The organism is Rhizobacter sp. P3_B12 (assembly GCF_056402895.1).
In genome coordinates, this window is record NZ_JBFUGN010000252.1 from 1 (window position 1) to 7,199 (window position 7,199).

The window sequence follows — 7,199 nt, forward strand, 5'->3', positions numbered from 1 at the left end:
GGCGCAGGCGCTGCCGGTGCTGGCCGCGCTGCTCTCGCTGCCGGGCGAGCCGCTGGCCGGCACGCCGGAGCGCTTGCGCGAACGCACGCTGGCGACGCTGGTCGAGTGGTTCCAGCGCGCGGCGCAGGCGCGGCCGGTCTGCCTGGTGGTCGAAGACCTGCACTGGGTCGACCCGTCGACGCGCGAGTTCCTCGGCCGCCTGCTGGCTGCCGGCGGGCAGGCGCCGATGCTGGTGCTGCTGACCGAGCGCAGCGCGACCGACGATGCCGCTTCTTCCGCGGCCTCCTGGCAGCCGCCGGTCGTGCACCAGACGATCGAGCTGCACGGCCTGCGCCCCGACGAGTCGCGCCGGCTGCTGAAGCAGGCCTGCGGCGAATCGCTGCTGCCGGCCGGCGTGGTGCGGCTGCTGGCCGGGCGCTCCGACGGCGTGCCGCTGTTCCTCGAGGAATCGGCGCGCATGGCGGTGGAGCAGAGCGCGACGCTCGACGAGGTGCTGCCGCAGGCGCTCGACGTGCCAGGCAGCCTGCAGGACCTGCTGATGGCGCGCCTCGACCGGCTGGGCCCGGCGCGGGCCGTCGCGCAGTTCGGCGCGGTGCTCGGGCGCGAGTTCCCGGTCGCGCTGCTGGAGCAGGTGCTGGCGCACGGCGGCCGGCCGATGACGCCGCAGGAACTGAGGGCGCAGCTCGACCTGATCGAGCAGTCGGGGCTGCTGACCAGCGTCGGCGGCAACGAGGCGGGCGGTGGCCCGGGCGAGCGGCGCTGCGCCTTCAAGCACGCGCTGGTGCGCGACATCGCCTACCAGTCGCTGTGGACGCGCGACCGCCAGCAGGTGCACCGCGCGGTCGCGGCGGTGCTGCGCGCCTCGTGGCCCGAGCTGGCGCAGCGCCAGCCCGAGCTGCTGGCCCATCACCAGACCGAGGCGGGCCTGGCGGCCGAGGCGCTCGGGCAGTGGGAGGTGGCGGCACGGCTCGCGGCCTCGCGCTCGGCGCACGACGAGTCGATCCAGCACCTGCAGCGCGCGCTCGCGCTGCTGGGGAGCCAGCTGCAGGAACCAACGCAGGAACTGACGCAAGAGAGGGAACGGCGCGGCATCGAGCTGCGCCTGCAACTGCTGCTCGCGTCGCGCTACATCGCGACCGAAGGCTATGGTGCGCCGCCGGTCGAGCGCGCCTATGCCCGGGCCGAGCAGCTGGGCGACGAACTGGGCGACCCGGTCGCGCAGCTGAAGGCGCAGCTCGGGCTGGAGGGCTACCACTTCATGCGCGGCGATTTCGGGCGGGCGCACGAGATCGCGCGGCGTGCCGAGGCGCTGGCCGAGCAGGGCGGCGACCCGATGGCGCGGCTGCAGGTGCGCTGGGCCACGGCCAACATCCTGTTCCACGAGGGCCATGGGCTGGCCGCGGTGCAGCGCATGGACGAGTGCCTGGCGGTGTACCGGCCGGAGCACCACCGCCGCGCCGCGGTGCAGGACCCGGGCGTGATGTGCCTGTGCTACTCGGCCTGGGGCCAGTGGGAGCTCGGCCACCCGGACGACGCGCTGGCGCGCATCGACCGCGTGCAGCAGCTCGCGCGCTCGCTCGACCACAAGTTCAGCCTCGGCGAGGCCTTCGGCTTTGCCGCCAACGTGCACCGCTACCGCGGCGAGCACGCGCAGGCGCTGGCCTGCGCCGAGCAGGCGATCGCCATCTGCGACGAAGGCGGCTTCGCGGTGTGGCTCGCGCATGCGCACGTGATGCACGGCTGGCTGCAGTGCGAGCGCGGACGGCACGACGAGGGCGTGGCCGAGATGCGCGAGGGCCTGGCGCTGTGGGCGCGCAGCGGCGCCGTCGTCACGCGGCCGCTGTACCTGACGCTGCTGGCCGAGGGCCTCGCGCGCGGCGGCGACCTGGTGCAGGCGCTGGCGCGGCTCGACGAGGCCATGGGCATCGTGCAGGCGCACGGCGAGCGCTACTACGAGGCCGAGGTGCGCCGCTTGATCGCCGAGCTGACGCTGCGCCGCGACGGCCCCTTGCTGCCGGCGGCACGCCGCGTGGCCGAGCAGGGCCTGCGGGCGGCGCACGAGCTGGCGATGCAGCAGCACAAGCGCGGCTTCGCGCTGCGCAGCGCCACCAGCCTGGCGCGGCTGTGGCACGAGGACGGCCGCACGCGTGAGGCGCTGCAGCTGCTGAAGCCGGCGTACGGGTCGTTCACCGAGGGGCTGGAGACGCACGATCTGCGACAGGCGCGAGAGCTGCTGCGGTCCATCAGTTGAATTGAGCTCTTGACGCGGCAACGCGGGAGGTGGGATGACGACCGACAAGAAGTTCCGGCCCGAGCTGGTCGATCTGCCGACGTGGTTCAAGGCGACGACGACCGACTACGTGCGCAACCGCATGCTGTTCGACTGGCTGTGCGACTGGCGCAACCTGCGGCCGCACGATCCGGCGAGCCTGCCGCCGCAGCGCGATGTGCTGTTCGAGCAGTTGCTGCAGCCTTCCGGCCGGCACGGCGTGCTGGAGTTTCCAAGCCGCGCGATCCACCATGTGAACGAATACGAGCCGGAGGCCAGCCCGCTGCGGAGCGACCCGACCTTCGGGCACAAGAAGGTGAAGCTGCTGATGCGGGCGGATCACATCGCGGCCGTGCTGGGCGATGACAAGGCCTTCAGCAACGAGGCCTACAACAAGCTCGGCTCCGGCACCTTCCTGCTCGGGCTCGACCCCGAGTCGCTGCGCAAGCGCCAGCGCAGCGCCGCCGCGCAGGCGCTGCACTACGTCGACGCGCAGACCGTGCCGAAGCTGGCCGCGCTGGCGGTCGACGAAGCCGAGCCGATCTGGCTGCGTGCACCGAGCTTCGACCTGGCGCAGTTCGCCGAGCAGGCGGCGTTGCGCTTCTGCAGCCGGCTGTTCGGCTTCGCGACCAGCGACTACCCGCTGCTCGAGAAGGCGCTGCGCGGCGCGTACATGGCGCTGACGCACCAGATCCTGGGTCGGCATTTCGTCAGCGATCCCGCGCCGCTGGCCGGCGCACGCGAGCCGATGGCCGCGTTGTTCGCGCGCGCCTGCGAGCTGATCGACGAGTACCAGCGCGACCCGAACAACCTGCCGACCGGCGTGGACCTGCGGATAGACGTGGCGCACGGGTTCGTCCCTGCGATGCGCCGCCTCGCCGGCCATGCCGGCGACCTGAGCGGCGAGGAACTGGGCGTGGTCGTGGTCGGGGTGATGTCCGGGGTGGTCGGCAACGTGCAGGCGGCGGTGTGCTCGGCGCTGCACGAGTTCTTCAGGAACGGGCTGGTCGAGCGGCTGCGTGACTCGACGAAGCCGCACCGGGACCTGTGGCCGTGGATCGCCGAGGCGCTGCGGCTGCACCCGCCAGCGGCCTACCTGCCGCGCCGGGTGATCGCGGAGCTTCCGCTGGCGGGCGGCGCGAAGCTGGAGCCGGGCGACGAGTGCCTGCTGTCGATCGTCGCGGCATTGCGTGCCAAGGGCACGGCGTTCGCGAACCCACCCCCCGCCGAAGCCGACCCGCTGATCTTCGGGCTGGACAGCGGTTCGCCGCCGCACGGCCTGCATGCCTGCATCGGCAACATGCTGGCCCGGCCGCTGATCACCGAGATCGTGCGCCGCGTGCTGCAACTGCGCGGCCTGGCCGAGGCGCTCGACCCGGAGGACGGCACGGTGGCCGGCCTCGAGCGACGCTGGGGCTTCACGTGCAAGCGCTACCCGCTGACCTGCCGGCGCGATCGCCAGCATGCGCTGAACGTGTCGATGCGCGTGAAGACGCCGATCGCCGTGCATGCCGAGGCGCTGAAGGCCGTGATCCGTGCTGGCGCGCCGCGCATCGAGACGGCGCTGCTCGAGTCGCGGCACATCCATTTCGCATGGTTCGAGTTCATCGAGAACGACAACCGGCTGGTGCTGCACACGGTGTACGACGGCCTGTTCGAGTCGTACATCGAGCACTTCGCGCTGGCAGTGGGCGAGCTGTTCGACAAGATCTTCGAGCACGTCGAGGACGCGCCGCCGATGCCGGTCAACAAGTACCCCGGCGCCTTCATCGACCTGATCCGGCGCAACGACCGGCCGGTGGCGGAGGGCTACTTCTTCAGCGCCTATCCGGCCGCCGAGACGGCGCAGATCCGGCGCGTGCTGGGGCTCAAGCCATGAAGGCGCAGCCGCTCATGCCGGCCACGGCGCGCACGCAGTTCGGGCCGCAATTCGATCATGTGCAACGCATCGTGCTGCGCGCGCCGAAGCAGCGGATGGTGCAGCACCTGCTGCTCAGGTTCAACGGGACGGGCTCGCAGGCGCGCCGGTTCCTCGCCGCGCTGGGCAAGGAGGTGACGTACCAGCCGGCCGAGCGCGACTGGCCGGGTTCGCAGCTGAGCATCGGCTTCACCTACCGCGGGCTGGAGGCGTTGAAACTGCCGCTGCGCGTGCTGCTGGTGCTGCAGAAGCTCGCACCGTCGTTCCACCTCGGGGCGCCGGTGCAGGCCGCCACGCGGCTGGGCGACACCGGATCGAGCGCGCCGGACCGCTGGGACCCGGCCTTCCAGCTGGAGGCGCTGCATGCCGTGATCAGCCTGCACCATGAGGACGATGCCTCGGTCGTCTGGCTGCTCACGCGGGTGTTCGCACTGGCCCGGGGGTTCGAGGTGCAGGTCCACGGCGCCCGGCTGCGCGGCGAGAACTTCTCGCAGGGCGCATCCGGCGAGCGCTGGGTGCACTTCGGCTACCGCGACGGCCTGTCGAAGGTCGGCATCCATGGCTGGTCGCTCGATCCGGACAACCCGCCGCCGGAACAGAAGAAGCTGGAGGAGGTCTCGATGCACCACCCCGGCGAGTTCCTGCTCGGCCACCCGGACGACGGCGGTGCGAACCCGTGGGCGCTCGCCACGCAGCCGCAGGCCGTGCGCTCGTTCTTCTGCGAGGCGAGCTTCGGTGTGCTGCGGCAGATGGAGCAGAACGAGCCGGCGTTCCGCGGCTATGTGAAGGAGCGGGCGCAGCAGCTGGTCGAGGGCAGCGGTGGGGCGCTCGGCGAGCCGGCCGCCATCGACCTGGTGCAGGCCAAGCTGTGCGGCCGCTTTCCGGACGGGCGGCGCATCGATCCGCAGACGCAGGCGAAGGCTGCCGGCGAGCCCGAGGACGATTTCAACTACGAAGGCGATCCGGACGGCCAGGGCTGCCCGTTCGGCGCGCACATCCGGCGCATGAACCCGCGCGGTGGCGAGATCGCGCACCACCTGCGTCGCCGCCCGCTGCTGCGGCGCGGCGCGCCGTACGGGCCGACCTGGGAAAAGGACAAGACGGCCGAGACCGGGCGCGGCCTGCTCGGCCTGTTCTTCTGCAGCAGCATCGAGAACCAGTTCGAGCACCTGCTGGGCGAGTGGGCCGACCGGGTGCCGATGGGCAGCCGCGACGCAGGCCGCGCGAAGGATCCGCTGGCCTCCCACCATGAACAGCCCGACGCGAAGCTCGTGCTGCCCGGYGATCCGGAAGGGGTGAAGGCGTTCGACGGCCTGAAACCGTTCGTGCGCACGTGCGGCACGGCCTACCTGCTGTACCCGACGCGCGACGGCCTGGAGCAACTGGCGACCGAGGACCATGGCCACCTGTGGGTCGACGCGGTGGACCGGGAAGCCTTCGAATGACCGCGCCGCTGCTCGACACCGGCGAAGACTTCGTCGAAGTGCCCGAGCCGCTGACCGAGCGTCCGCCCGCCGACCGCTTCTGCGACCTGGTGCTGACGGGCGGTGTCGCGAGCGGCGTCGTCTACCCGTGGGCGATCCTCGAGATCGCGCGCGCGTTCCGCTTCAAGAGCATCGGCGGCACCTCGGTGGGCGCGATGGCGGCGGCGCTCGCGGCGGCGGCGGAGTACGGCCGGCGCAACGGCTACGACGACGGCTTCGAGGTGCTGCGACGCGCGCCGGGCGACCTCGCGAAGCCGGGGCCGCGCGGGCTGCGCACGAAGATGCTGTCGTTGTTCCAGCCGGCGGCTGAGGGGCAGCGGTTGTTCGACCTGTTCGTCGGCGCGGTCGACATCTACGGCGAGACGCGCCGCAGCCGCGTGCCGCGCTGGGTGCGGCTGCTGTGGCCGATTCTGTCCAGCTACCGCGTGCCGGCCTTGTGGGGAGTCGCCCTCGGCCTGTTGATCGGCCGGGGCAACCTGCTCGCGTTGCTGCTCGCGGTACCGGTCTGCGTCTTGCTGGCCGTCGTCTGGTACGGGCTGCGGCCCGATCTGATCAAGGGCCTGGTGAAGAACGACCTCGGCCTGTGCCGCGGCAAGACGCAGCCGGGCCGCGACCCGAAGACCGACCCCGGTCTCGTCGAATGGCTGGACAAGGGCATCCAGCTCGCTGCCGGCCTCGGCCGCGAGGATGCACCGCTGACCTTCCGCGATCTGTGGTCGGCTCCGGCCTCGCCGGGCTCGCCGCGCGTGGCGGTGTGCGATGGCGACGATCGCCGGCTGCGCTCGATCAACCTGGAACTGATCACGACGAACGTGACGCACGGACGGCCGTACCGGCTGCCGCTGCAGGACGAGACCGACCGCGTGTACTTCCGGCGCGAGGACATGGAGCGGTTCTTCCCGGAACGGGTGGTCGCGGCGATGAGGAAAGCGGCGCGACCGTATGCACCGACGAGCGACTTCGATCCACCGGCCGGCGAGGGCGCGAAGAGCGAGGGCCTGTTTGAACTGCCGCGCGGCGACCTGCCGATCCTCGTCGCGGCGCGCCTGAGCCTGAGCTTTCCGCTGCTGTTCTCGGCGGTGCCGCTGTGGGCGGTCGACCACGAGATGCCGCGCGAAGAGAGGGTGCTCAAGCGCTGCTGGTTCTCCGACGGCGGGCTGTGCTCGAACTTCCCGATCCACCTGTTCGATGCGGCGGTGCCGCGCTGGCCGACCTTCGGGCTGTGGCTGGGCCAGCGCAACCCATTCCGACGCAACCAATTCGTCTGGTTGCCGAAGACGCACCTGCAGGGCAGCCGCGACAGCTGGCAGCGTTTCGACCCGACCGACGACGGCACGCGGCTGCAGGCGCCCGAGCGGGTGCACAAGCCGCTGGGTTTCCTCGCGGGCTTCCTGCTGGCGGCCGGACTCACCGCGAAGGACTGGCAGGACCGCAGCGCGATGCGCCTGGCCACCGCGCGCAACCGGGTCGCGCGGCTGGCGTTGCGGCCGGGCGAGGGCGAGCTGCACATCGGCATGCCGCGCAAGCG

Annotated in this window: 4 protein-coding genes; all 4 read left to right on the top strand. The window is 71.9% G+C overall.

Annotated elements, in window-relative coordinates; translation table 11 throughout:
- Nucleotides 1-2,251 (top strand): ATP-binding protein (locus AC1D01_RS15000; protein WP_477867527.1); only part of this gene is annotated, 2,251 nt, incomplete at its 5' end.
- Between the two features lie 34 nt (nt 2,252-2,285).
- A complete protein-coding gene (locus tag AC1D01_RS15005) occupies nt 2,286-4,148 on the top strand; it encodes a cytochrome P450 family protein (protein ID WP_477867529.1) in 1,863 nt (620 codons plus the stop codon).
- Nucleotides 4,145-5,632 carry a hypothetical protein gene (locus AC1D01_RS15010; RefSeq protein ID WP_477867531.1) on the top strand — a complete coding sequence of 496 codons (1,488 nt, stop codon included), beginning with the start codon at nt 4,145-4,147 and terminating at the stop codon, nt 5,630-5,632. The genes AC1D01_RS15005 and AC1D01_RS15010 overlap by 4 nt, the downstream gene beginning before the upstream one ends.
- Nucleotides 5,629-7,199: patatin-like phospholipase domain-containing protein (locus tag AC1D01_RS15015; RefSeq protein WP_477867533.1), on the top strand; the 1,571-nt coding region annotated here is incomplete at its 3' end. The genes AC1D01_RS15010 and AC1D01_RS15015, both read left to right, overlap by 4 nt.

Bases quoted from the DNA above. Each gene is read 5' to 3' on its own strand.
- AC1D01_RS15005 (WP_477867529.1), top strand. From the start codon at position 2,286: ATGACGACCGACAAGAAGTTCCGGCCCGAGCTGGTCGATCTGCCGACG.